22 protein-coding genes are annotated in these 25,779 nt (G+C 51.1%); 13 read left to right on the forward strand and 9 right to left on the reverse strand.

Annotated features, from left to right (window positions below; genetic code table 11):
* The first annotated feature begins 80 nt into the window (after nt 1–80).
* Entirely contained in the window at nt 81–1,232 is a 1,152-nt protein-coding gene (locus BMX00_RS00160; RefSeq protein ID WP_090825604.1) for a fatty acid desaturase family protein, read from the forward strand.
* Between the two features lie 133 nt (nt 1,233–1,365).
* Here the strand turns inward: BMX00_RS00160 and prsT are convergent, their stop codons facing one another.
* Entirely contained in the window at nt 1,366–4,152 is a 2,787-nt protein-coding gene (gene prsT / locus BMX00_RS00165) for an XrtA/PEP-CTERM system TPR-repeat protein PrsT (protein ID WP_090825607.1), read from the reverse strand.
* Nucleotides 4,153–4,476: 324 nt separating this feature from the next.
* Here prsT and BMX00_RS00170 point away from each other — a divergent pair, with 324 nt between their 5' ends.
* Entirely contained in the window at nt 4,477–5,757 is a 1,281-nt protein-coding gene (locus tag BMX00_RS00170) for a nucleotide sugar dehydrogenase (protein ID WP_090825610.1), read from the forward strand.
* Between the two features lie 15 nt (nt 5,758–5,772).
* A complete protein-coding gene (locus BMX00_RS00175; RefSeq protein ID WP_090825613.1) occupies nt 5,773–6,831 on the forward strand; it encodes an SDR family oxidoreductase in 1,059 nt (352 codons plus the stop codon).
* A 24-nt stretch (nt 6,832–6,855) separates the two neighbouring features.
* On the opposite strand, the gene BMX00_RS00180 is transcribed toward BMX00_RS00175, so the two are convergent.
* From BMX00_RS00180 to BMX00_RS00200, 5 genes are all read right to left on the reverse strand, one after another.
* Entirely contained in the window at nt 6,856–7,470 is a 615-nt protein-coding gene (locus BMX00_RS00180) for a tetratricopeptide repeat protein (protein ID WP_090825616.1), read from the reverse strand.
* Between the two features lie 160 nt (nt 7,471–7,630).
* Entirely contained in the window at nt 7,631–8,503 is an 873-nt protein-coding gene (locus tag BMX00_RS00185; RefSeq protein WP_090825618.1) for a hydrolase 1, exosortase A system-associated, read from the reverse strand.
* Complete coding sequence (locus BMX00_RS00190; RefSeq protein ID WP_342707141.1) at nt 8,500–9,378, reverse strand: hydrolase 2, exosortase A system-associated; 879 nt, start codon at nt 9,376–9,378, stop codon at nt 8,500–8,502. The genes BMX00_RS00185 and BMX00_RS00190 overlap by 4 nt, the downstream gene beginning before the upstream one ends.
* Complete coding sequence (locus BMX00_RS00195; protein WP_090825624.1) at nt 9,353–9,604, reverse strand: acyl carrier protein; 252 nt, start codon at nt 9,602–9,604, stop codon at nt 9,353–9,355. The genes BMX00_RS00190 and BMX00_RS00195 overlap by 26 nt, the downstream gene beginning before the upstream one ends.
* On the reverse strand, nt 9,591–10,205 hold the full coding sequence (locus BMX00_RS00200; protein WP_143053011.1) for a GNAT family N-acetyltransferase: 615 nt from the start codon (nt 10,203–10,205) through the stop codon (nt 9,591–9,593). Before BMX00_RS00200 ends, BMX00_RS00195 begins: the two co-directional genes overlap by 14 nt.
* Nucleotides 10,206–10,734: 529 nt before the next feature.
* Between BMX00_RS00200 and BMX00_RS00205 the strand changes: the two genes are divergently transcribed.
* From BMX00_RS00205 to BMX00_RS00250, 10 genes are all read left to right on the forward strand, one after another.
* Nucleotides 10,735–12,288 (forward strand): PEP-CTERM sorting domain-containing protein, encoded by a 1,554-nt coding sequence (locus tag BMX00_RS00205; protein WP_090825630.1) that lies wholly within the window; start codon nt 10,735–10,737, stop codon nt 12,286–12,288.
* Nucleotides 12,289–12,522: 234 nt separating this feature from the next.
* Complete coding sequence (locus BMX00_RS00210) at nt 12,523–13,476, forward strand: glycosyltransferase family 2 protein (RefSeq protein ID WP_090825633.1); 954 nt, start codon at nt 12,523–12,525, stop codon at nt 13,474–13,476.
* A 206-nt stretch (nt 13,477–13,682) separates the two neighbouring features.
* A complete protein-coding gene (locus BMX00_RS00215) occupies nt 13,683–14,426 on the forward strand; it encodes a WbqC family protein (protein WP_245727455.1) in 744 nt (247 codons plus the stop codon).
* Nucleotides 14,427–14,654: 228 nt separating this feature from the next.
* Nucleotides 14,655–15,107 (forward strand): EamA family transporter, encoded by a 453-nt coding sequence (locus BMX00_RS00220; RefSeq protein ID WP_245727457.1) that lies wholly within the window; start codon nt 14,655–14,657, stop codon nt 15,105–15,107.
* 57 nt (nt 15,108–15,164) lie between these two features.
* Complete coding sequence (gene rffA / locus BMX00_RS00225) at nt 15,165–16,262, forward strand: dTDP-4-amino-4,6-dideoxygalactose transaminase (RefSeq protein ID WP_245727459.1); 1,098 nt, start codon at nt 15,165–15,167, stop codon at nt 16,260–16,262.
* Nucleotides 16,228–17,958, forward strand: coding sequence for an ArnT family glycosyltransferase (locus tag BMX00_RS00230; protein WP_090825639.1), 1,731 nt, complete (start codon nt 16,228–16,230; stop codon nt 17,956–17,958). Before rffA ends, BMX00_RS00230 begins: the two co-directional genes overlap by 35 nt.
* 55 nt (nt 17,959–18,013) lie before the next feature.
* Nucleotides 18,014–19,231 (forward strand): TIGR04063 family PEP-CTERM/XrtA system glycosyltransferase, encoded by a 1,218-nt coding sequence (locus BMX00_RS00235; RefSeq protein ID WP_090825642.1) that lies wholly within the window; start codon nt 18,014–18,016, stop codon nt 19,229–19,231.
* A 56-nt stretch (nt 19,232–19,287) separates the two neighbouring features.
* Nucleotides 19,288–20,355, forward strand: coding sequence for a glycosyltransferase family 4 protein (locus BMX00_RS00240; RefSeq protein WP_090825645.1), 1,068 nt, complete (start codon nt 19,288–19,290; stop codon nt 20,353–20,355).
* Between the two features lie 35 nt (nt 20,356–20,390).
* Nucleotides 20,391–21,743 carry a phenylacetate--CoA ligase family protein gene (locus BMX00_RS00245; RefSeq protein ID WP_090826792.1) on the forward strand — a complete coding sequence of 451 codons (1,353 nt, stop codon included), beginning with the start codon at nt 20,391–20,393 and terminating at the stop codon, nt 21,741–21,743.
* A 117-nt stretch (nt 21,744–21,860) separates the two neighbouring features.
* Entirely contained in the window at nt 21,861–22,772 is a 912-nt protein-coding gene (locus tag BMX00_RS00250) for a class I SAM-dependent methyltransferase (RefSeq protein ID WP_218141455.1), read from the forward strand.
* Here the strand turns inward: BMX00_RS00250 and BMX00_RS00255 are convergent.
* The 3 genes from BMX00_RS00255 to BMX00_RS00265 all read right to left on the reverse strand — a co-directional run bounded on the left by BMX00_RS00255 (nt 22,769) and on the right by BMX00_RS00265 (nt 25,747).
* Entirely contained in the window at nt 22,769–23,638 is an 870-nt protein-coding gene (locus BMX00_RS00255) for a hypothetical protein (RefSeq protein ID WP_090825648.1), read from the reverse strand. The genes BMX00_RS00250 and BMX00_RS00255 overlap by 4 nt on opposite strands.
* 159 nt (nt 23,639–23,797) lie before the next feature.
* Nucleotides 23,798–24,658, reverse strand: coding sequence for a glycosyltransferase family 2 protein (locus tag BMX00_RS00260; RefSeq protein WP_090825651.1), 861 nt, complete (start codon nt 24,656–24,658; stop codon nt 23,798–23,800).
* A 330-nt stretch (nt 24,659–24,988) separates the two neighbouring features.
* Nucleotides 24,989–25,747: an FkbM family methyltransferase gene (locus tag BMX00_RS00265; protein ID WP_090825654.1), complete on the reverse strand. Its 759-nt coding sequence runs from the start codon at nt 25,745–25,747 to the stop codon at nt 24,989–24,991.
* Nucleotides 25,748–25,779: the final 32 nt, after the last annotated feature.

Raw genomic sequence — 25,779 nt, forward strand, 5'->3', positions numbered from 1 at the left:
CATATATTGGCATGGGGTACACTGAGTACTTGCTACTATAGAATTTGATTCAATCTGAAACCAACACAACGAGAATCCGGATGATTGAAACACCATCTGGCCGGGAATTTTTGAAATTTCCGTTGAAGGAAGCGCACAACCTTGTCCGCGATCTCATGACGCCCAATCCATGGATCTACTGGCTTGACTTTCTGTTTCATATCTCGCTGGGCTGGGCAGCTTTTGTGGTTGTCCTGGCTACGCCGCTGTTTTCTGCCTGGCAGGTTTCAGCTCTTGTTGTTGCCACGTTTGCCTTTTATCGAGCGGCTATTTTCATCCACGAGCTGGCACACCTGAAAAAGGGCACGTTCAAGTTATTCCGCTTTATTTGGAATCTTATCTGCGGTATTCCGCTACTGATCCCATCCTTTACATATGACGGCGTCCACAGCGATCACCACAAGCCTGATGTCTATGGTACGGCCAGGGATGGTGAATATGTTCCCTTCGCCACCCTACGGCCAGCCGCGATGGTAGGATATGTAATGCTGTCGTTCATCATTCCCGTTTTCTTTATCATACGTTTTCTTCTTCTTACGCCTCTGTCTTATCTGATCCCATCCTTGCGTAAATTTGTCTGGGAACGCGCATCCTCCCTCACAATCGACATGAATTATAAACGCGAGGCAAATGCCATCCGCAACGATACCCATTGGCGCGTGCAAGAGTTTGCGGCTTTTGTGTTTATAACCGCAGTTGTCGGTTGCATTGCATTGGGCCTGCTGACCTATAAGGTACTGGTTTACTGGTACATTATCGCAATGTTCATCTTTTTTATGAACTCATTACGTACGTTGAGCGCCCATGCGTATCGAAACCCCGCTGACCATCGGATGGAATTTGCCGAACAATATCTCGATTCTGTCAATGTTCCCGGTAATTTGTTGATTACCGGTTTATGGGCACCGGTGGGTCTGCGCTATCATGCTACCCATCATCTGTTCATGAGCATGCCATATCATAATCTGGGCAAGGCGCAGCACCGTTTGGTTAACGGGTTGAGTGACAACACGCTTTACCTGACGACCGTACGGACGAGTATGTGGGACGCACTGCGGCGCATCTGGGCTGAGGCTGCGGCGGCATCCAGCTCAAGAAACGATGCTGCAAGCAATCATGAATCCATGAATCAGGCCTCGAATTTGCCTAGTGGCAACACGACGACTTTGCGCGATGGGCTGTCCGAGAGGTAATCGCTAGCAAAGCCCGGCGCTATTTCATCGTGGACACGAAAAGTGGCTAAAAGTGGCTTAAAGTGCTTCCCGGGCGTGATTCCCGAGCGCCGGAATTTTAGTTATTTTCCGACCTCCTCTATTTTCGTCTCTTCTATTGAGTTTGCTTCAGCAATATCTTTGCCTCGTCTATGCTGGGAAACTGCTTCCCAGCGTTCAACAGTTGTTCAAGCTCCTTGCGAGCTTTGGCCTTGTCACCGGCTTTGACCAGCCCGGCTGCAAGATGATAGCGAATTTCCAGCTCTTCCGGCACCAGTGACGTTGCTTTTTCCAAAAACGGCAGAGCCCGCGTTGCATTACCCTGTTCCACCAGTATCCATCCGAGAGTGTCCAATACCGCTGGACTGTCTGGAGCCAATTGATGAGCCCTTTCGGCATATTCCAGTGCCAGGGGATTTTTTTCCAGCTGATAAGCAGTGGCAAGATTATTCAATGCAGGCATATAAGTCGGGGCTTGCTTCAGGACGATCTGATATTGCTCTATAGCGGCTTTGTTCTCCCGGCCCGCAAGATAGACCCCCGCAAGGTACATTCGGCTCGCTGCATCGTCAGGATGTTCCTTTAACCACTGAAGCAAGCGGGAGTTTGCTTCCGGACTTTTTCCCGCTTGGCTGAGCGATGCGTGCAGCTTTACCATTGCCGGGCCGTTCTTACCGATGGCGAGTGCCTGCTCATAAGCTTTGACTGCAAGCGCGGGTTTTTGTTGGGCCATCAGCAGATCACCTTCTGCTAAGTAACCCACGGGTGACTTCCCTTGTTGCTTTTGGATTTGCCGTGAAATAGCGACAGCCTTTTCATAATTTCCCTGGCGCGACTCAAGCGCGGCCTGCGCCAGTTGCGCCTCCAGATAATCCGGTTTTATAGCCAGCGCTTTTTTCAGAGCCTCCGCTGCGGCCGAGGTATTCTGCGCTGCGAGCTGGATGGACGCGATTTGGAGCTGAACGGCGGGTGATTGCGGTAATAAGGCGGCGACCCGATTGTAACTCTCCAGAGCGGCATTCCTGTCATTGTTCGCCAGTTGGGCTTGTGCCAGTAGCTCCAGGACTTCCGGATTATTAGGATTTGCGCCTTGAAGTTTCTGGGCAAGGGTTAGAGACTTCTGCTTCGCTCCCGAGCGGAGATAATGTGCGGTCAGCAGCATGGCTGGCTGGAGCGCGTCCGGATTTTCTGCGGCGGACCGCTCCAGCCAGGCGGCGGCTTCCGTGGGTTGCCCTTGGCTTTGCGCGAGACTGGATAGCGCCGTCATAGCCTGAATATTCTTCTTGTCTTTTTCCAGGATGGTTTCAAAGCGCTTTTTGGCGGCCTCCGGTTTCTTATCCTGCACGTCGAGCTGAGCAAGATTTGCGACAGCGGGAAAATAGGTGGGCTGGAGGGATAAGGCCTTTTCAAAACTTGCGCGTGCGTTGGACCTATCGTTTTTGCTCAGATAAATACCGCCTTTCAGATTCTGTACGAGGGGATTTTCCGGGGAAGTCTTTTCAAGGGCATTGGCCGCGGCAAGCGCCTTGTCGTACTCCTTAAGGCGAAGATGGGTCATAACCAGAAGGATGCCCGCCCGGGGCGATGTAGGATCCAACTTCGCCGCCATCTCAAGCTCGGCCACGGCGCGCGCATTTTCGCCCTGTCCCAGTTTGCTCATGCTTAGGGCAGTGTGCAGCATTGCGCTTTTTGGTTCAATATTGCTGGCCCTCTCAAAATATTCCGTGGCTTTGGCGAAGTCTTTCGCCTGCATGTAGATTTCGCCTGCCAGGGCGAGCAATTGAGGATCCTGCTGCGTGCCCTTGAGAGCCGGCGCCAGCACATCGATTGCCCGCTGCGTTTGGCCACTTTTCAGCAGTACTGACGCCAACAGTTTACGGGCATAAACACTTTTTGGATCTCTCTCCAGGTAGTATTTCAGATGCTGTTCCGCTTGTGGCATCGATCCTAGTGCTGTTTGTACCGCTCCGGCGAGTAACACGCTCGGCATGTGTTCTGGAACTTTACTTAGAAGCTGCTGCAGAGATTCCAATGCAGCCTTATGTTTGCCCAGGTTGTAATCGAGCAGTGCCTGAGTATATAAAACCATCAGATTACCGGGCGCCACCTTGCGCGCCCCGTCGATATCCGCCTTGGCTTCATCTAATTTTCCCACCGCAATTTCGAGGACAGCTTTGTTGAGGTAGGCGGACGAGCTATTCGGTTTTAATTTTATGACCTCCTCATAAGCGGCAAGAGCAGGGTCTACCTTACCCTGCATGCGTAGCAGGGCGCCCTTGAAGGACCATGCATCCGCATTCCGAGGGTTTTTGCTCACCGCTTGTTCAGCGAATTGCATTGCCGCATCCGGGTTTTTTTCAAGGATCGAATATTGCCCCAGTCCAATCAGGGCTTCGGGAAAATCCGGCTTGTCCTTGAGCGCCCGCTCAAACAGGTCCTTGGCCTCCTTGGTTTGGCCTAACGCCAGGGAGGCGCTGCCGCGCAGCGTATAAATTTCGGCTGAATTCTTGCCTTCAGGGAGCTTCCCGGTTTCATCCAGAACCTGTTGAAATTGGCCCAGACTGAGCAAAGTCTGACCCAGATCAGGCAAGACTTTCTCCGGACTCATCCCCAAGCTCAAGGCCTTGCGGAGTTCCTTCTCGGCGGATTGCCAATCTCCGGTTTTATTATAAATAACGCCCAGAAGGTAACGAGCTTCCGAATTATCGGGATTGCTTTGTAAAGCGTTCTTAAGCTGGATAATGGCGGCTTTATTGTCTCCCTTTTCCTGGTAACGCCTCGCATCCGCGATCAGCGTTTGAGCATCTTCGGCTTTTTTGGCGCAGCCCGACAAACCCGCACCGACCAAAATCGCAGCGATAACGGATAGTTTGGTCAGAACAGTCCACCTTGGGTCTCTCATAAACTCCCTCATTTTCTACACTGAAACCCGCTATGTGAAGGGGTTACCCGAAATTTGCAGAACTGAAAATGAATACATGTCAGCGTGCTGAAGTGATACGTATCGGTCCAGATCGATTGCACGTGGCAGAGCCCGAAAACAACTCATGCTCATTCGTTCTCTTTCTCACCATTATTCTCGGTATGATATGCTGGCACAGCCGTTATTAAAATTGTTCTTTAGTACAGTTTTATTTAAAGTCATTCGGCGCAATGATACCGGATATGATCGAGCTATAGCATTCAATGTGCCATGTATGAAATAACCGGGAGGGGGAGATAACTTATGAGTGTGGTCGCTGTGGTGGGGTTGGGATACGTCGGATTGCCGCTCGCAGTCGAGTTCGGTAAAAAACGGCAGACCGTAGGTTACGATCTTTCCAGCAGTAAAGTCGAGAGTTACAAACAATGCATAGATCCGACCGGCGAGGTTTCTTTCGATAACCTGAAGGCTGCCATCCACCTTGTTTTTACCACAGACCCGGCAGAGTTGGCGCAGGCAGACTACATCGTGGTTGCGGTCCCGACGCCCGTAGATCTCGCCCATCAGCCCGACTTTGGGCCACTCGTTGGCGCCAGCAAATCCGTTGGAAAATACATGAAACGGGGAGCGACCGTTATTTATGAGTCGACGGTTTATCCGGGTGCAACTGAGGAAGTCTGTATTCCGGTTTTGGAAAAAAATTCCGGAATGAAATGGAAAAAGGATTTTCACGTCGGCTTTTCCCCTGAACGCATCAATCCGGGTGATAAGCAACACACGCTTACCAGCATATTAAAAGTTGTTTCTGGAGACGACGAAGATACATTGGAAAAAATCTCCGCGCTTTATGAAAATATCATTTCTGCTGGCGTGTACCGCGCGTCCAGTATAAAAGTTGCTGAAGCAGCCAAGGTTATCGAAAATACGCAGCGAGACCTCAACATTGCGTTAATGAATGAGTTGGCGATTATTTTTGATAAGCTGGATATCGATACAATGGACGTTTTAAAGGCCGCTGGCACGAAGTGGAATTTTCTTCCTTTTCGGCCTGGCCTGGTAGGCGGGCACTGCATTGGCGTGGACCCGTATTATCTTACTCACAAGGCGGAAATGATCGGCTATATACCCCAGGTAATCCTGGCCGGCCGCCGAATCAATGACAGCATGGCTAAGTTCGTTGCTGAGCAAACGATAAAACATATCATCAAGGCTAACATGAACGTTAGAGGCGCCCAAGTGAATGTTCTAGGGTTATCCTTCAAGGAAAATTGCCCTGACTTGAGAAACTCCAAAGTTGCCGACCTCATTAATGAACTCAAGTCCTACGGCATCGAGATTCATGTCCACGACCCTGTTGCAGACCCGGATGAAGCTCGTCATGAATATGGCCTGGAGCTCAAATCATGGGAGGATCTTCCCCGCGCGGATGCGATAATCGTTGCTGTATCACATCGCCAGTTTACTGAACGGCCTTTGACCGAGTTCCAGTCCAAGATCGCCGATAACGGATGTTTTATCGATGTCAAATCCCAGTTTGACCCGCTGGCGCTTCGTAATGCCGGCCTCAACGTCTGGCGGCTATGAAAGAAGCTCCTGGTCATGATGAGGTATGAAAGCACGCTGCAGCATTTAAGGGACAACCAATACCGTTGGCTGGTTACCGGCGTTGCCGGGTTTATTGGTTCAGGTTTGCTGGAAGCATTGCTCAAGTTGAACCAGACAGTAATCGGCCTGGATAATTTTGCAACGGGCCACCGACACAACCTTGAGCAGATAAAGGAACTGGTCGGAGAAAAGCCTTGGCTCAACTTCCGTTTTATAGAAGGTGATATTTGTCACCTGAACGCGTGCAGGAAGGCATGCGAGGGTGTGGATTATGTATTGCATCAAGCTGCTCTAGGGTCTGTGCCACGCTCAATCCAGGATCCTGTCCGGACAAACGAAAGCAACATTTCGGGTTTCCTGAATGTATTGGTGGCTGCACGTGATGCGCGTGTAAGGCGTTTTATTTATGCGGCATCCAGTTCCACTTATGGCGATCACCCCGATTTGCCTAAAGTGGAATCCGTGATTGGCCGGCCGCTTTCGCCTTACGCGGTTACCAAGTACGTGAACGAGCTTTATGCCGATGTGTTTGCACGCTCCTATGGCACCGAGTCGGTAGGGCTACGGTATTTTAATGTCTTCGGCCCCAGGCAGGACCCGAACGGTGCCTATGCGGCCGTGATCCCCCAGTGGATCGCCGCGCTGATTAGAAATCAGACCTTATACATCAATGGAGATGGGGAAACCAGCCGGGATTTTTGCTTTATCGAGAACGTCGTTCAGGCCAACCTCCTCGCAGCAATGACCGACAACCCCGATGCGGTCAATCAGATTTATAACGTTGCGATTAATGAACGCACCAGTCTCAATGAGCTCTACAAGATGATACGCGGGTTACTTTTAAAGAAGTTTCCCCATCTGCAGAATCATAACCCCGAATATGTCGATTTTCGGACGGGGGACGTACGGCATTCTCAGGCCGATATCTCCAAAGCAGGCAAAATGCTGGGCTATGCACCGACTCATCGGATCCAAGAAGGACTCAGGCAGGCAATGGACTGGTATATTGCTGATCTTGCACCTGAGAAAAAGACAACCGGCGAATCGATCTAGACAGGTACTTATAAGGTATTCAGGTCAATCTTCCCACTTCCCGGCTTCCATCAGCTTGTTCTTGAGGCCTGGCAGTGGAAAGTTCAGTTCATACGCTTTCTTTGCGTAAGTCTTTGCCTGTTTATAATCTTTTTTCTGCATATAGAGCAAGCCGAGGTTGTAATTAATAGTCGCATCTTCTGGCTGAAGGTCAACTGCTGTGCGAAGTTGCTCTATAGCTTTGTCGAGTTGGCCAGCTTTTACCAAATAGTTACCGTATACCATACGAACGATACCGTCGTTCGGCCTGAACCGGATAGCACGATCGAAAAAGCACTCAACAGAATATTGTGCGCCGCTGGGTTTTAATGTCCTATCTCTTATGGAAAGTTTACCTAAAGCCGCCAACGCGCGATGATGATTGGGAAACATCATGAGTGTATAGCTCAGGTCTGACCCGATGGTACCTGTGCTTCCAGCGCGCAAATTTTCCACACCGGGAGTAAAGTGATGTTGCTCAACAGTTCCCAGGTACCCTCTATTTTCACTATTGGTATAATCATATCCTGACGGCGCTCCACAATGCGGAAGGGGGGCCGCTGGAAGATTTGTCGCAAAGAACGAAACCGCTAACACAGCAATGCTGAGTAGGATTTTCACTCGTGCTCCAGAAAAGTGCAGCCTGATTTGTCGAGGTTTTCGCGTTTACACATGGAAGATGCATCATTGGTAAATAATCTGGAGATGCTGACATTCTCAAGATATAAGGAAGCACTTGTCAAGTTGGCTGTTCGCCAAGTCATGGTTATCCATGCCCGTTTTACCATGAGGAAATCCAGTCTTTTGTCCAGGTCATAACCTGATCACGCCACTCCCGTCGGGAAAAGGTATGGTTTGCCCCCGGTAAATCACGACACATCACACGCGGAGCGGCCATGAGTTTTTCCCATTTCCGCGAATCCTTAACGAGATCAGAAAACTCCTGAGCTGTGAGATCATTGCCGCTCAGGATAAGAAGCACCTTTCCTTTGAACAGGTTGAGTTCCTGAAACATACGGTCTGGCAGCGGAGCAATCTCGCAGGAGGTGCGTTTTTCCTTGCCAGCAGAGGCGTAATTTCCTCTTTTTGCTCTGCAAGCCTCAGTAATAATTTTAGCAAATGACTGAGCCGCCGCAGCGAGCTGGAACTTCCCCTGCACTATTTTGGTCCAGAATTCCCGCTCGAAAAGACGTGATGCGTAATAATGCCTCAGATAGGCTTTAGCGGAACCTTCCTCAGTTCTAACCCATGGATTCAGCAATACCAGGCCGGTGACGCGGCGGTCCTGGTACGCATAAAAAATCGCAGCGGATGCCGCGTCGCACAGTCCCCAGATAACCAGCTCATCGATTAGCGGCGCCTCTAAGAAAAATTTATCAATCGCACAGCGCAGATCATCCTCCACCGCCTCAAAAGTTCTGGTTTCTCCTTCGCTATCTCCCATTCCACGAAAATCGAAGCGCATTACTGCAAAACCATGGGCTGCCAGGTTGCGAGCGAGCAACGTGAATTGTCGGTGGCTTCCCGCCCGATACTGCGGCCCGCCCACTATTATCAGCACTCCTCTGCGGATAGGTTGCTCAGGTAGAGTGAGAATTCCGTACAGCCATGAGTCCGCGCAGGGAAAGGCAAGGGCATGTTCCTCGAAATTCATGGTACGGTTTCAGCAAATACGCTTAAGGTTGTGGATATCAGTTCAGGACACTCGGAAATCTCCTGGGTCGCCCAAAATGGCACGCATGGTACAAGGTGGGTATACGGATTGGCCCCATGGTGCCTCCATTGGGTGATTGCATTTGTTCCAGCTGGCGTCATGGGACGGCCGGGCTCGGCCACAATCTCGAACCAATGAACAGCACACCGCGTAATGACCAGCTCGGCCGCTTTCAGTGCGTCAATAGCGGCAGCCAATTCGGGTGCGAGGTCATAGCCAGCCACTTCCAGCATTTCCCCCCTTGCGAGGCGATCGCGCAGTGCGCCCGTTCCTGTCGTTTTTTTCGAACCGGGCGTACTCGCAAGCATTTCATTTGCCATTCGTAACCGCAAAAACTGATTCAGAAACGCTTCTCCGGTAACGACAGGCTGCCACAGGACAATCTTATCAGTTCGCCTTTCCGAATTTACGGCAAAATCCAGCGCGAGCAGTGCCCCGAGGCGCAGTCCCCAAAGACTGACGGGTGCGGCAGCACGATTTTCAAGCCAATCCCAAGCAAAGTCCAGGTCTTGCTTCCAGATATTCCAGCGCGCGCTGCCGAATTCTCCGTCACTATCCCCGCAGCCGAAAAGATCAATCTGAAGCACCGCAAATCCTGCGGCGGCAAAGCTCCGTGCCTGCATGGCTGCCATGCGGCGCGATTTGTTCATTTCCTCGCCGAATGGATGGATGTAGATGAGCGCGCCGCGACACTCCTTACTGGAACGGGGGCCATGGTAAAGACAGAAACGTCTCCCGCTTCCCGCCCTTAGAAAAAAAGGTTCGGCCGGTGGAGATGCCTGCTTCAAGTCATTCGGACAACTTCTGTTCAACAAACCGGCTCAAAGTACCCAGCGTCTCGAAGGTTCCCGCGCTGATCTCATCATCGTCAATACTAATGCCGAAATGATCCTCCAACGCTGTGATCACGTTAACAACCGCCATGGAGTCCAACTCAGGCAGGTCTCCAAGTAGGACCGAATCCTCGTTCAGGGATTTTTTTCGATCACCGAGACTTAATACGTCGGACAGAATGTTTTTCACTTCTTCAAGGTGCTGCATGATCGCTCCATGATGGGTTTGTGGTATGCGCGGATCGCGTTATTTGAAGCTCACGAGTGTTCAGGCGGAACTCTGGAGATGAGCCGGAATACCTGGACAGGTGAAAATAAGGGGATACAGAAGCGAGCGTGATTTGCGATTGGCCAGCACAAAAAAAGATTGCACTGCCCAATGACAAGGTCCCCAGACGCGCATGAGCGCCGAGTGAACCGGTATTGAATGCGGAAATACGGCTACACGACCATAAAATACCATTGTCACACAAGATACGGTTCGCTTGATCCCATAGACGGAGAAAGGTCAACCCCAAGCGGAAGTCGGGCGCCACATACACATCGAAATCCCAAGCTGCCTGACCTTCGGGCAAGGGGATAAAACGCGCGCGCACTTCATCCTCCTCATAATTGCCGATCAGCAGCCATAAAAAGCCGACAAACTGCCCCTCCTTGAGGGCAACCAGGCATTGTGCTCCTTGCCTGAACCGTGCTTGAATCGCTTTGACAGGCCGGGGAAATTCCTTGATTATCTCGTCGTGTTCCTGAACCAGTCGGATTTCTATTTTCTTGCCTCTTCCCGGCGGAAGAAAAGCTGCTTTTGCCACTGGCTGGGCGATTAAATGATACCTGTATAAACGGAGACGACCGCCGGAAATAACGGCCAGAATCCTGTTGAGCATAAAAAGGCTAGTGTTGAGCCAGCCCCATTGCTGTAACATTTGATAAAACGCTTTCTTTCGCGCTGCTATTGATGCCATTGCTCTTTTAACGCTTAGATAGCCCAAGCCGGTATGGGGGAACGAATAAGTTTTTAAATCGGATATGGCAATGGGGCCGCCGAATGTCTTTGTCTGGATGTGGTTAAACAAGACGGCCGCGTCTCGCTACTTTGTTATCGTTCGATTTGCGCGCCGGCTTACCATTGGGGTCGAATTGCCGGTCTGGGACCGCCCGGAGGGTCGATCAGCTTTTGCCGTGTTCCGCTCTCGCCACACCTGCGCTTGAAATTAACAAATAGTACTATAAGTCATGTGATGCATTAAATGAAAATAGCTTTACTTTTTAACCTGTTTTCTTGGTCTTCAACCGAGAAAAAAGGAAGCAAACTGAATCTTTTATATTCTGGAGTAGGATATGTACACATCAAGCAAACAAAAAAAACGACAATTTGCTATACCGTGTAAAACGGCGAGGTTTGAATTTTCCGTTTCCCGAAAATGGTTACACACGGCCGGCCTCACGCTTTCCGCGGTATTTATCACTCATTCACTTCCGCCTTTCATTGCGCAAGCAAACGCACAAAGTTCTTTCGAGCGCTTGTCTTCATTGCTGGAGGCAACTCCGGCAGGCGGGTGGGTCAACGCAAGCACCAATTTTTTTTCTGACGCATGGCCAACGGGCGCCGACGCGGTGCAGGTCAGCAGCCAGCAATTCCCTGGCGCCATTGTGAGTGCCTGGAGTTCTTTTGCCTGGGACTCGGATAACGGGCGCCTGATGCTCTGGGGCGGCGGTCACGCAAATTATTACGGTAACGAGATGTATGTATGGGATGGAGCGACGGGAAACTGGGGGCGTGGTTCCCTGCCGAGCAGAGTGGGTGCCGGGGGCTTTATAGTTGACGGTGCGGCGCCCCAATCTGCACATACCTACGATAACAACATATACCTTCCGGTCAATGGCATGTTTCTCACATTTGGCGGGGCAGCAGCACCTACTGGGTGGAATTTTCAGACGACGGACGGAACAAACGTTAGCCGTGCCGGGCCGTATTTATGGGACCCGCTCAAGAGCGATCCGAACAAAGTCGGAGGCACTACCGGATCGGGTTGGGATACTGTCAATGTTGCGCAGGGCGGCAATATGTGGATCGACCGGCAGGGGCAATGGACCGGCTCAGAACCTGGGCAATACATTAACGGTACTGCCGCCTACCGTACCGAGAACGGCCACGACGTCGTTTATCTGACCGCGGAGCAGGGGTCCGCATCAGGATTTCCCTCGCTTTACCGCTATACCCTTGGGGATGTCAGAAACGGTGGCAAGGATACATGGGAGGTAGTCGGAGTTACGAACAATACGGTTGGATATCAAGGTGCCGCAACGATTGACACAACACACAATCTCTACATAAGGACAGCCACCCCGATAGGCCCTTATACATCAGCTCTGGCGGTATGGGATCTGGATAATGCCAATACCGCCAACCCTTACCGCAATCAGGATACCGGAATTCATCTCGTCAAGGAGGACGGTAGCGATTTCATAATGACCGGTACTTATGGCATTGGTTATGATTCAGCCAACAATACAATCGTGCTCTGGAATGGCAGTAATGGTGGCGGTGAGGTCTGGTCAGCAAGCGTTGTCACGGACGCGGATGGCAAGATCGGCACCAACACCACCTGGACAGTCCATGAGATTGCAAGCTCAACCCTGGAGCATCCTCATGGCAGTTTCTATACCGGCGTTCTTGGCAAATGGCATTATGATACTGCATTGAACGCTTTTATTGCGGTTGATGAGATCGCCGGCGCCGGGGCAGGAGTTTGGGATGCCGGTGTATGGTTATATAAACCAATGACTACGGTTGCCGCAATTGTTCCAGAACCGGAAACTTATGCGCTTCTGCTTGCTGGCCTCGGCCTTGTCGGATGGGTTGCACACAAACGCCGTCGCATAAACATGTAACCATGCGAACAATAAGCAGTCGCTTAACAATATACATGGTTTTTTGTTAAGGGACTGCTCACTCAAGCATAGCCGCTGCCTGAGCTCATCATTGGTCCAATTGTTCAATATAATTTATTCTATCCAAACCGCCAGCTCTACCCTGGTATCTGGGCAAGATATATTATGTGGTCTGCTGCGCGAGTCGTTGTTCTAAATCAGGGGGGCGACGTCGCCCATCCGAAGGGATAACAGATGATAACTAATCCCGAGGCTACCAATACTCCACCTGAGATCAGCATCGTTTCCACGATGTACCGGTCGCGGCCGTTTCTGGAGCGCTTTCTCGCAGAATCTCTCCAGGCCCTGTCCGATGCTCGATGCAGTCATTTCGAGATATTGCTGGTCAATGACGGCTCTCCGGACGATTCCCTGGCTTACGCGCTGGAGCGCCGGAGAGATATTCCCCAATTGGTCGTGCTTGACCTTTCGCGCAACTTTGGCCACCATCACGCCATTCAGGCGGGATTACAGCATGCCACTGGCGAGCTGGTCTTCCTCATCGATTGCGACCTTGAGGTTTCGCCTCTTGTGCTGCCGGACTTTTATCGCAAACTCCGCGAGTCGGGTTGTGATATGGTGTTTGGTTACCAGGAAGCGCGCAAAGGCAGCAGGTTCGAGCAGATGAGTGGCAGTTTATTTTGGAAGGGATTTAATTTTTTAAGTGACACAAAAATCCCTGAGAACATCGTGACCGAAAGGATTATGACGCGCCGTTACGTGACGGCGCTGTTGCAGATGGGTGACCGCAATCTTTTTCTGGCGGGAATGATGAGCTGGGCAGGCTTCCACCAGATTGGCCTTCCTGTGACGAAGAGACAACGGGAAGGACAAAGCACATACACTTTCATGCGACGCATTGGCTTAATGGTTAACGCCGTCAGTTCTTTTTCCGCTCAACCTCTGATTTGGCTGTTTAACATAGGCGTAACCATTACCCTGCTGAGTTTCTTGTTTGTTTTTTATCTCATATTGCGCAAGCTGGTTTTCGATGACGCCCTGCTAGGCTTTACCTCTGTAATGACGGTGATGACGCTTAGTCTCGGTATCCTGACCACAGCGATAGGTATCGTCGGGATCTATCTGGGCAAAGTATTCAACCAGGTACAGAATCGGCCGAACTATGTAGTGAGAGATATTTATCGCTGAATATCGGATCATGTATGCACATCATCCGTTGGCTCATCCAGCATGGTCACAAAGTCTACAGAGCCATGGACCGTACATTTCGGGATGGCGTCAAAAAAAGACAAAAAACAGACGCAGTAATCTTTTAGTTGGAAAAGAATACTTGGCTGAGCAATTAAATGGTTCTAATAAGATAGGTAGAGAAAATCATTAGCTCGACATCTGGCATGATGACTGGAGATCAGATAGAACATTTGCCACCCAGAGTGGATCGTCGGGTTGCCATACTCCAATCAAACTATATCCCGTGGAAGGGATATTTCGATCTTATTCATGACGTTGATCTTTTCGTTTTTTATGACGATGTGCAGTACACGCATTCGGACTGGCGCCACCGAAACAAATTGATGACCAAACAAGGGCCTCAATGGCTAACAATCCCGGCAGGACATGATTTAAAGCGTTTGATATGCGAAGTGGAAATAACGGATCAAAGCTGGAAGCAGCGGCACAGAAGCATTATTGAGCAGAATTACCGAAACGCACCTTTCATGAAAGAATCGAAATCGCTGCTGGATTTTCTGTATGACAATCCAATAACCAGTCTTTCTGACTACAACCAACGCGCGATAAAGCATCTCTCCGATATGCTCGGCATCCGGACACAATTTACCGATAGCAGACTCCTTGCAACCAGCGGTCGCAAAACCGAGAGGCTGGTTGACATCCTGGAGAAGGTAGGCGCTACACACTACATTAGTGGACCTTCAGCCAGGAATTACCTTGACGAACCGATGTTTACTGAAGCCGGCATTGAACTGGTGTATAAAGAATATCCGGACTATCCAGTTTATCCTCAACGCTTTTTGCCGTTCTCGCCCTTTGTCACAGTTTTGGACCTGGTATTCAACACTGGACGGGAAGCGCCGCATTACATCTGGGGTTGGCGGGAACAGCTCAGTGATGGCTGATCCAAGCCCCGCTGATTATAAACCTCAGCTTGTTAAAACTCTGGCTAGGATGGAGCATGCGTTCATGCAAGAATAGATCAGCGGTTTGGGATCGGTCGTCCCGTATTTGGCGCTCAGCACGCGAGGCTGTGACTTAAGCGGGAATCGAGAAGGTTTTCAAGCTTTTTTCGCGAATTAGAACCCTGAACCGGTGCGTAAAATCCTCTTCTCTTCAAAAAACGATTTGCAGTGAATGATCGCGTTTTTCTTGAAGTAGATAGTCAAAATATTCTCCAGAAAAATATCGAGAGCGTGAAAATGAATGGGCGATTCGATGTGGCAGGGCATTTCTATATTCTCTTGACTCTCTTGTTTACCGTCTACGGCCAATTGGTGCTCAAGTGGCAGATGGGGAAAGCCCCCGGTATGCCGGACGATAATATCGATAAGATCTTATTCCTGCTCCAACAGTTTCTGAATCCATGGATAATGTCCGGTTTCGCTTCAGCTTTTTTGGCGTCCCTCGCCTGGATGGCTGCTATGACACGCTTTGATCTCAACTATGCGTATCCCTTCATGAGCCTGGCGTTCATTATTGTCATGCTTTTTTCCGTGATGTTCCTTCATGAGTCGCTTACGCTGCAAAGCGTCACGGGCACTGTTATGGTGGTAGCCGGCTTAACCGTTATCGCCCGTGCGTAGCCAACTATTTCATCCTCATACCTAAGCACAGCCGTGATCCCCTTCAATAAACCCTACATGACAGGGAAAGAACTATGGTACGTGAGTCAGGCTCACGCTAACGGTCATCTTGCCGGGGACGGAATTTTTACCAGGAAATGCAATGCATGGCTGGAATCGCGCATCGGCTGTAAAAAGGCGCTGCTGACGCATTCCTGCACCGCGGCATTGGAGATGGCCGCCATACTTGCTCAAATTCAGCCGGGCGATGAGGTCATTATGCCTTCATACACCTTCGTCTCGACCGCTAATGCGTTCGCATTGAGAGGGGGCGTACCGGTATTCGTGGATGTCCGGCCCGACACGATCAATATTAATGAGGCTCTCATCGAGGCTGCCATTACACCCAAAACCCGAGCGATTGTAGCCGTTCACTACGCCGGAGTCAGCTGTGAGATGGACACGATCATGGCAATCGCCGAGAAGCATCAATTGCTTGTCATCGAGGATGCGGCGCAGGGAATCATGTCTACCTATAAGGGGCGGCCACTCGGGAGTATTGGTCATTTTGCTGCGTTGAGTTTTCATGAAACCAAAAACATCATATCGGGGGAAGGCGGCGCCCTGTTGGTAAACGATCCCCGCTTTGTGGAGCAGGCGGAAATCATCCGGGAAAAAGGGACGAATCGCAGTCTTTTTTTTCGTGGACAGGTGGATAAATATACCTGGGTTGAGCTTGGGTCTTCGTATCTCCCCAGCGAACTCATCGCGGCGTTTCTATGGGCCCAGATGGAAGAGGCGGATGCCATTACCCGGTGCCGCCTCAATATCTGGAACGCATATCACGAAAGCCTCGGGGAGGTGGAAATACATAGCAAAATTCGCCGGCCCGTCATTCCGACCGATTGTGGTCACAATGCGCACATGTATTATCTGTTGTTACCCGATCTGGCTGCGCGAACTGCTTTCATCGATAGCCTCAGGCAGAAAAAAATCCAGACAGTCTTTCATTACGTTCCCCTCGACAGCTCGCCCATGGGTGAAAAATATGGCCGGAAATCGGGCGAGCTGAAGCAGACGCAAATGATGAGCGAGCGGCTGGTGCGGTTACCGTTGTGGCTGGGGGTGGAAGAATACCAGAATGACATCATCCGAGAGATTATTGCGGAGTTGTGAGGCAGTGACGATAACCAGTCAGAGTTGTCCGGAAACCGCCCACGCGCCGCCCGGGGCACTCATCACGCGGCTGCTCAATCCCGGCGATGTGGCGTCCATATTATTGCTGTGGGGAGTTGTTTGCCTGTTGTTCTGGAATACGCTTCATGCGGGCGAATTCTGGTGGACGGACGAATCCCGTCACGCCATGAATGGGGTGTTCTTTTTCGATCTCTGGCGGGACATGCCATGGCGGACACCTTATGAGTACGCGCTACAGTATTTCGCTCAATATCCTGCTCTGGCATTGAACTGGTATCCGCCTTTCTTTCCGGTGGTGGAATCGCTTTTCTTTGCAGTGTTTGGCATCACGGAATTTGGAGCGCGGCTGACCGTCCTCGTATTTATACTCGTCGGCGTAACCGCCTGGTATGCCTGGGCACAACCGATCTGGGGTCGCAACGCTGCCATACTTTCCTGCCTGCTGTATCTGTCGGCTCCGGGGATAGTCGACTGGACGCGCTCAGTCATGCTTGAAGCACCGGCGATAGCGATGATCATTGTTTCGGTCATGGCCTTCGATCGTTACCTGACTCGGCCGAGCCTGACCCAGGCCGGACTCGCCGGCCTTTTTCTTGGCTGCATGTTGCTGCTCAAGCAGACTACTGTTTTCATTTTGCCAGCCCTGCTGGCCTACGCATGGTTCACTGGGCGCAAATCTCTGCTATGGCGGGGACAGGCAGCATTCGCATATGGCATTGTAGGCATGGTCGCCGCGGTGCTGGCTGTGCACGCGCTAAAGTTCGGTTCGGTGCCGGTCAATTCACTCGTCGATCAATTCAGTTCGAGCAACTCGCAATTGTTCGGCCTCTCGCGCTGGATACACTTTTGGTCGGCGTTATGGGATGTCTGCGGTTTGCCGCTCGTCATTGCCATCCTCATCGGAACCCTGGGCATCCGTATCAGCAAAACACCGCAAGACTTACTGATCCTTTTCTGGTTAGCGGCTTCCTGCTTATTCACGACCATTGTAGTCGGCGGGGCGCCAGGGAATGTCCCGCGCTATACGATGTACGCCCTGCCGGCATTGACACTCCTGGCCTGCAGGCCGTTGAGCCAGCCGCTTATAAACAGCAATATCGCGCGTGCCGCACTTGTGCTTCTGGCTACGTTGGCCAGCTGGAATGTCTATTCCGCCTGGGCCAAACCACATCCTTTTGTCACCGGGTACCGGCAGGCCGCCGAATTTGTCGCGCACCAGGAAGATACCGGCCTGATCCTTTTTGCAGGAAAACATGACGGCAATTTCATTTTCCACCTGCGTGCGCTCGATCCGGAAAAAAACAAAGCTGTATTGAGAGCCGATAAGATTCTGGTATCGATGGCGGTGCATAAATCCTTCGGCATGGTTTCCTATGCGCAATCAATAGAGGATGTCCTCGGATTGATCGACCGTTTCGGTATCGGAACCATTGTTATTGAAAGCCGGGATATCGTGGATTTCCCCGAGTTCAAGCTGTTGGCTCAAACTATGGATGATCATCGGTTCCAGATGATTAAAGAGATCCCGATATCGACCAATGTGCCGGAATTTTCCAACCTGTCAGTCCGGGTTTACCGTTACCTGGAGAAAAAGGAGCAGGAAGGGGATCTTGTCATTCCGCTACCCCATTCGGGAATGGAGATTAAATTGAAGCCTCGTACGAATTTACGTTGACTACGAGCGATCGTCCCTTGCGCGTCTTCTTCAATTCCCCTAATCCGTAGCGCTGATGCGAATTTTACACATCCTTGACCATTCCATACCCTTGCACAGTGGTTACACCTTCCGCACGCTTTCCATCCTCAAGGAGCAGCGCAAACAGGGATGGGAAACCTTTCACCTGACGGGACCCAAGCAGGAAAATTGCAGTGTCCTGGAAGAGGACGTGGAAGGGTGGCATTTTTATCGTACTCCCGTCGCCAAGGGTGTATTGTCCAGGCTTCCTGTGTTGAATCAGACAGCGGTAATAGACGAATTGACGAAGCGGTTGTACGAGGTGGCCGGAATGGTCAAACCCGATATTCTGCACCCGCACTCTCCTGTACTGAATGCGCTGCCTGCTTTACGCGTGGGGCGCAGCCTGGGAATTCCTGTTGTATACGAAGTCAGAGCATTCTGGGAAGACGCAGCGGTGGATCACGGCACCAGCCGTGAATGGGGTATCCGCTATCGCCTTACTCGGGAGCTTGAGAGCTATGCATTGAGGCGCGTCAATGCGATAACGACCATTTGTGAAGGACTGCGTGGAGACATTCTCGGTCGAGGCATCGCGCCCGAAAAAGTGACCGTCATCCCCAACGCCGTGAATATCGAAAATTTCAGTATGGCCGGAGTTCCGGATCCACGGCTTGCCGAAACCCTGGGCCTGGGTGGCAAGATATTGCTCGGTTTCATCGGTTCTTTCTACGCTTATGAAGGCTTGGCCATTCTGATCCAGGCCTTGCCCCAAATGCTTGCTGAAAACCCTAATATACGAATTCTTCTGGTTGGCGGAGGCCCTCAGGAAAAAGAGCTCAAGGCCATCTCGGCCGGGCTGGGCATGGAAGACAAGGTAATCTTCACGGGCCGTGTTCCACACGATCAGGTGCAGGCATACTACAACCTGATCGATATCCTCGTTTACCCGAGACTGAGGATGCGGCTTACGGATCTCGTTACTCCCCTTAAACCGCTTGAGGCCATGGCGCAAGGCAGGCTCGTCGTTGCGTCGGATGTGGGCGGCCATCTGGAACTCATCCGGGATGGGGAGACCGGCGTGCTTTTTACAGCCGGGGATCCAGATGCGCTGGCCTCGAAAGTATTAGGATTGCTTTCAATGCCGAATCTATGGCCAGGCCTGCGTACCGCTGCGCGCAGCTTCGTTGAAACACAACGCAGCTGGCCACTCAGTGTGGCGCGCTATCGCGACATTTACGGTCAGCTCGTTCCAGAGCCCGCCCCACAGTGAAAGCTTCGCCCTTATGCATCGGGCTGGTTGGGCCCCTGCCTCCCCCTTCGGGTGGAATGGCAAATCAAACATTGCAATTGGCCAGATTGCTGCAAGAGGAGAACGTCATTGTGGAACTGATACAGGTGAACTGCCCGTATCGCCCGCAGTGGGCGGCGCGAATAAAAGGAATCAGAGCGGTATTCCGCCTGCTGCCTTATCTTGTTCGCCTTTGGCGTTCCGCAGGCAAGGTTCAGTTATTTCACATAATGGCCAATTCCGGCTGGTCTTGGCATTTATTTGCTGCACCCGCCATCTGGATAGCCAGGATCAGGGGCAAACCCGTCATTGTCAACTACCGGGGCGGGGAAGCGGACAGGTTCTTTAATGAGTCCTTTTCGTGGGTAAAGCCAAGTTTGCAACGGTCGCATGCAATCATTGTTCCGTCAGGTTTTCTTGAAGCCGTGTTCGGAAAGCGCGGGTTTGCCACAAGCCTCGTGCCCAATATTATAGACCTGAGCCGTTTTAAGGCCGAGATGGGCGATGATGCTACGCAGAGGGTAAATCAGCCAGATTTCCCGCACATCATCGTTACTCGCAACCTTGAACCGATCTATGACAACATAACCGCCTTGCATGCTTTCAATATTGTCAGGCGAACGTTCCCTGCCGCACGGCTCACTCTAGCCGGTTCCGGACCTGAGCGGGATAGGCTGGCGCAACTTGCGGCCGAGCTTGGTATGGCGGAGGCGGTAACATTCACCGGGCGCCTGGATAACGAAGGCATGGTCAGCATCTACCGTGCCGCCGACGTCATGGTTAACCCGAGCCTGGCCGATAACATGCCGATTTCCGTGCTGGAAGCCCTAGCCAGCGGTGTTCCGGTAGTCAGCACAGATGTGGGCGGGATTCCTTACCTTGTGGAACATCAGAAGACAGCCATGCTTGTGCCCGCTCAAAGCCCCGAGGCCATGGCAAGCGCGATCCTGTCGTTGCTCAACAATCCTGCGAAGGCCAGGCGAATGGCCAAGGCAGGCATTGAGTACGTGCAACAATACGCATGGCCGAATGTACGTGATCGTTTGTTCGATGTCTATGAAAGGGTTTTGTCGAAATCGAACCGGTCCATGGCAAGCGTCAAGTGACAACAGGCGCACGCAAACAGGATTTATACGCTTCGATGAATTTGTATACTTCGCTCATATCCGGCATTTTCTTCCCCATGCATGAACGTATAAAAAGTCATGAGAGCGTTTCTGTCCGGAAAGAGATGGAGATATCCCAATGGTGGGATCTAAAACGTCTGGAAGAGCTTCAGCTGCTCAAACTGCGCCGGTTGCTTTTCAACGTCCAGGCGCACGTCCCCTATTATCGCGGACTCTTCTCAAAGCTTGGTTTCAAGCCGACGGAGGTAGGATGTGTTGCAGATCTGGCGCGTTTGCCCCTTCTCGATAAAGCGACAATTCGTGCCCATATCGACGAAATGAAGTCAGAGCAGGCCCGGACACTCGCCCGCTTCAACACCGGCGGTTCCAGCGGTGAACCGTTGATCTTCTATATCAGCAAGGAACGCGTGAGCCACGATGTGGCCGCGAAGTGGCGCGCCACCCGCTGGTGGGACTTGGATATTGGCGATAGAGAGATCGTGGTGTGGGGTTCGCCGATTGAACTTGGGGCCCAGGATGGCCTTCGTGCCGTTCGCGATCGCCTGCTCAGGACACGGCTACTCCCCGCATTTGAAATGTCCAGGCAGAAGCTCGACTGGTTTTTGGACGAGATACGCGCAGTTCGGCCAAAGATGCTCTTTGGCTACCCTTCAGCCTTGTCGCATATTGCTCGCCATGCCGAGGCAAGGGGACAGCATATGGATGATCTGGGAATCAGGGTGGCATTCGTGACCTCGGAGCGTCTCTACGATGAGCAGCGCCAGCAGATCAGTCAAGTGTTCGGTTGTCCCGTCGCTAATGGCTATGGCGGCCGTGACGCAGGTTTCATTGCTCATGAATGCCCGAAGGGCGGCATGCATATTACCGCCGAGGATATTATCGTCGAGATTGTGGATCAGCATGGCGCGCCGCTGCCTTACGGGGAATCCGGAGAGATTGTGGTAACTCATCTCGCTACAAAAGATTTTCCGTTTATCCGCTACCGTACCGGCGACGTGGGCGCACTGGACAGTCGCCACTGCGTGTGCGGGCGGGGTTTGCCGTTGCTCAGGGAAATTCAGGGCCGAAGTACCGACTTTGTTATAGCTCAGGGTGGCAAAGTCATGCATGGTCTGGCCCTGATTTACGTGCTGCGCGATATTCCGGAAATACAAAACTTCAAGATTATTCAGGAGAGCTTAAGCTACACCCGCGTACAAGTGGTTGCGCACAAGAAGCTCAATCCGGAAACTCTCAATAAAATCGAGCAAGGATTCAAAGCCAGGCTTGGGCAGGAAGTAAGTATTGTTATTGAGGAGGTAGTTGAAATCCCTGCGGAGAAATCGGGAAAATTTCGGTATGTGGTAAGCAAAATAACGGCGGGTTGAAAAAGTACGCGTCTTAGCCGCAGTCGCTGATTTCGAAAGACTTATCCAGGCCCGCTACCTGCTCTTGGCAGAAATTGCGTTAATTGGCGCAGATTAAACTATTGGTATTGGAGAAAAATGTTACGAGACAAAGTATTACATTACATCTTCAATCGTTATATGGCATGGCGCCTGGACTCATTACTATATCCAGCCTATCCAGTCTTGCTGGATTATCCGATTGACAGCCACCCCAGGTATGGTCATGGCAAACCGCCCCATCCGCTTTTGAGCAAACTTATCGAAAGCAATAGAGAAAAATACGGACGTTTGCTTAGCTCTTTCCTAAACTATGCTGATCTCTTGGCGGCAATACCGGCCGACGATTCGGCTGGCCCGGATGACCCGAGTTGGTGCAATCCTTATTTTATGGGCCTAGATGCGGCAGCTCTGTACAGCTTTTTGGCATTAAAAAAACCCGCAATCTTTTTTGAGATCGGATCGGGTAATTCGACCAAGTTTGCTCGACGCTCAATTACTGATCATGGGCTCGACACCAAAATCATCTCCTGCGATCCTTATCCACGTGCTGAAATAGACGCGATATGCGATCAAGTGATCCGAAGCCCGGCAGAAGGCATGGATCTCGCGCTGCTCGACCAATTAGAACCGGGTGATATTTTATTTGTCGATAACTCACATCGGGTGTTCATGAACTCCGATGCGACAGTTGTATTTCTTGATATTCTCCCCAGGTTAAAAAAAGGCGTTATTGTCCATATTCATGACGTTTTTTTGCCTCTGGACTATCCCCCTCAGTGGGAAGAACGTTATTACTCCGAGCAATATTTATTAGCAGCCTGGCTACTCGCTGAGGGTCCCAAATTTGAGATTTTATTGCCGAATGTCTTTGTGAGCCAAGACGAACGTCTCAGCAAGGCGATTCAACCCTTGTGGGACCGCCCCGAACTGAATAACGCCTATAAGTACGCGCTTTCGCAGATGTACGGGTTTCAAGGGTTCTCATTTTGGCTCCAAGCGAACTATTAAATTAATTTGTTTCGCTTGATTAGCGCGGACAGTCGCGTTGAGAGGAAAGCAGGCAGCCCCGAGGCCTTATCCCACGTGTGATGGTCTGGGTCCTTGACCGGATGCCATAATAAATTCGGTTCTGACCCGGGTGCTGCCATGGCCGGCCGGAATACAAAAGTCCCCGGACTTAGAGACTTATCCATCCGGTTATTACGATAAAAGTAATTTTCTCTTCCCTGAGGCACAAACTCGCCATCTCCCCCGATATCTTCTATCCGCAAACCTCGATAGTCCAGTACTGTTGGCATGACGCACTCGGAATGTCCAGCCCATGCATGTTGGTGGTACTCAGCGGCAAGCGTCTCGAGAGCTGCCCTAGACAGGCGCAGGATGGGGTTGAACGAACGTAGCCACTTTTCTGAGGGTAACGTTATCCCGTCAGGCAGCTCCAGCGACTTCCACAACGGCCAGTCAGGAATTTGATCATGCCGCGTGATGCTGGTACTGAGCATATCCGCTGAATTATCGGCAAAACCGCTAAAAAAATCCTCCCAGTGTCCTGAGTACACCACATCGTATTCCAGATACCAATAATAGTCATAGCCAGGCAGGCGATGAAAAGCGCTCAGCAGCATGCCGTCCTCGTTGCCGGGGATTTTTCCCGGAAAATAACCGCACGGACGCTTGTATTGGGACCAGTCATAGCTACCGTGGGGAATTGCCCCGCCCGCACGGCGCGTCACTTGGGAATGGCGCAGCTTGGTTTCATCGTAATAGAAGAAGACATCATGGCCTGGGGGCGCCTCGGCTCGCAGCTTCCCCAACCGGGCAAGTACCGTCTCCCCCAGGAGATGGCTGCTGAACAGGATTGCAGTACGGATCACAACGTCAACTCCTCTTCAATGCCGCGGTACTCGCCTTTATTCCGGCAGTCTGTTCAGTGCGTCCATCGTGTAAAGGCACAAGCTAAGCGTTTGAATTCCGACTGCTTCCCGCTTACGCCCAAAACGTTTATGCACCGCCCGTCCGTCGGAGAACCTGGATCAACCCTGCTGTTGTACCAGCAAATGCTCCTTGAGCGGTTCGGTGGCCTCCAGCTCATCATCCGATACATAAAGGCGCATCTGGGATTGAGAAGGCAGGAGAAACTCGTGCTCCTTTGCGGTGGCGCGCCAGCCGTGGGCACCAGCTATTTCCTTGGGATCAAATGATTTTTTCACGTATTTCTGTATCGCATGTTCCAGGCTTAGCACAATGTAATGTTTGAGTTTGAAGTCAACCGGATAGGGTCGGATGCCTGCGAATTGAACTATATGCCCACCGGTGTCACGCAAGTTTACCGATGACACCCCCCAGCGGTGGTTACGCGTCAGCTCTCTCAGCAAAACCCTGGCGCCTGGCCAGCGCCTGCTTTGCTTTTTCCACGCGTTTAGCCGGTGCGGATGGCGCTGGGCAAAAGGATAATACCAACGCATGGTCTTCTGGAATTCGGCATTATCATGATCGGGTGATTCGCGCACCGGCAGGAAGGTGTATTCCATGAAGTTGATTGCGTTGTAGCCTTTCCGATCCACCTCGGCGATTGCTTCTGCCAAGGTCTGGGCGGAGGTTGGCGCAACCCGGATTTCATCCGGGTCCGCATGCATCAGCCAGTCTGCCTGGATTTCATCGGCCAATTGTTCCTTCCGCATCAATATCTTCTGCCATTGATACATCCCATGGCGAGGGATGCGTTCAATGCCGATCAGGTTGCGGCCGAGGTACTCGCGAGCGATATCCAACGTATCGTCTGTGGAATCGTTGTCCAGGAGATAAACTTCTATGCCCTGCTGAAGATAGTGTTCGAGGCAGGCACGAATGAATTTTTGCTCGTTATAACTAGCTAATATTGCGACAATTCTCATTATCAGTATGATCCGCTGCTACTGTTTTCAGCGGCTGCTGTTAAATGTGGGAATGAAAGCCAATAAATATTAATTTTCTCATCCCATCAATCCTATGGATAACGGCAGGAAATCTTTATTGGTAAGCATTCGAAAAGTTTCCTTGGACCAAAACCCCTGCTGGTTTGACATTCCTGCTCGCGGCCGAGCATCTGGCTGAGCATATTGCGTTCGAAAGCGCAAAGCTTAAGACTCATCGGTTTGCACCCCAAATGCGGGGAAGCCACTTCAGTTTTCTGATGGAGAAGTCGTCCATCTTCGGGACATTAATAGAATGCTTATCACTCATAGTTATTTCATTCGGCTGCGGTTGATAAACACGGCATCATATTCGATTACTCTCAAATTATGGTCATGATTAACCGGGAACATACCGACAAGATCGAATTCCAGATTGCGCATCTCGACGATAACATGCTCTATAGATGGCATGTCCTCATAGATGTTGAGCACGGATACCTCGGTTTGAAGCGCGCAGATGTTTTTCAGAGCATTTTTAGCGCCCGCGATGACTTCCATGTCAAACCCTTGCGTATCGAGCTTCAAATAGATATTTGCTGCAACGCTGTCAATTTTTAACTCCGGCAATACGTCATCCAGCGATCGTACGGCTATTTCTTCCGTATGGTCTACAACATTAAGATTTCGATATCCATCGATGTGCTTGTGAGTCGGTTGGAGAAATGATGAAAACTGGTCTGACTTCATCACGTTTATTTTTTGTTTGGCGTTTTCCCTTCCTAGTGCCAATTGTCTTGTCTCCCACATTGGGTCCAGCTCAGCTTTACGTATGAGGGATTGATAACAGTGAGACACAGGTTCAAAAGAGATTGCACGGCCTTCGTATCCGACGAACTCCCGCAGAAATTGAACATATTGTCCCTTATTGGCGCCCACATCCAACACGCAATTAACTTGATTGCGCTGAAACAATTCAGCTAATAGTGTAGTAAACCCCAGTGTTTGAAATCGCCAACTCGGGATTACTTCATACCCGAGAAGCCTGGCGGCATTATGTGCAACTTCCTTGAATTTGTTAGAAATTTTCATCTCCCAAGCAACCCTGCAATTGTTTGTGCCAA

Origin of the sequence: Nitrosovibrio tenuis, assembly GCF_900109785.1 — a bacterium.
Taxonomy (GTDB): Bacteria; Pseudomonadota; Gammaproteobacteria; order Burkholderiales; family Nitrosomonadaceae; genus Nitrosospira; species Nitrosospira tenuis_A.